1 protein-coding gene is annotated in these 667 nt (G+C 46.2%); it reads left to right on the forward strand.

The window, feature by feature from the left end:
* Positions 1–624 (forward strand): cobalamin B12-binding domain-containing protein (locus FWJ32_RS13220; protein WP_149546431.1); only part of this gene is annotated, 624 nt, incomplete at its 5' end.
* Positions 625–667: the final 43 nt, after the last annotated feature.

The following is a 667-nucleotide window of genomic DNA, read 5'->3' on the forward strand; positions in this document are numbered from 1 at the left end:
GAATTGACCCGGGCAGTAGGAGAACTGGACGAAGAGAAAGTAACAGAAATGCTGACAGAATTTGTGAACTCAAAGCCCACAGAAGAAGAGGCTCAGAAAGTAGTCAACGCATGCCAGCAGGGGATGGGAACTGTTGGAGATTTATTTGAAAAGGGCGAATACTTTGTGGGTGACCTCATCTTTGCCGGAGAGCTTCTCACTGAAGCCATTAATATTTTAAAGCCGGTGATAGGCGGCAAAAGCGAGTCAAAAGTGGGAACGATTGTCCTTGGCACAGTCCACGGCGACCTGCATGACATAGGCAAAAACATTTTCAGAAGCATGGCCGAGGCAGCAGGTTTTGTAGTGTATGATCTGGGCATAGACCAGCCGGTGGAAAACTTTGTAGAAAAGGTGAAAGAAGTAAAACCTGAAATAGTAGGTCTCAGTGGAGTTTTAACACTGGCCATAGAATCCATGAAGGACACGATAGATGGATTAAAGCAGGCTGGATTGAGGGACAAAGTAAAGGTCATAATCGGCGGGAACCCTGTGACAAAAGAAGCGTGTGAGTATGTAGGAGCTGATGCCTTTACCACCAACGCTGCCGAAGGAGTAAAAATCTGTCAAGGGTGGGTGAAATAAAATGACTGATGTGAAAGCCCTGCAGCAGGAAAGGATAAGCATA

The sequence above is a fragment of the Calorimonas adulescens genome, assembly GCF_008274215.1.
GTDB classification, from domain to species: domain Bacteria; phylum Bacillota; class Thermoanaerobacteria; order Thermoanaerobacterales; family UBA4877; genus Calorimonas; species Calorimonas adulescens.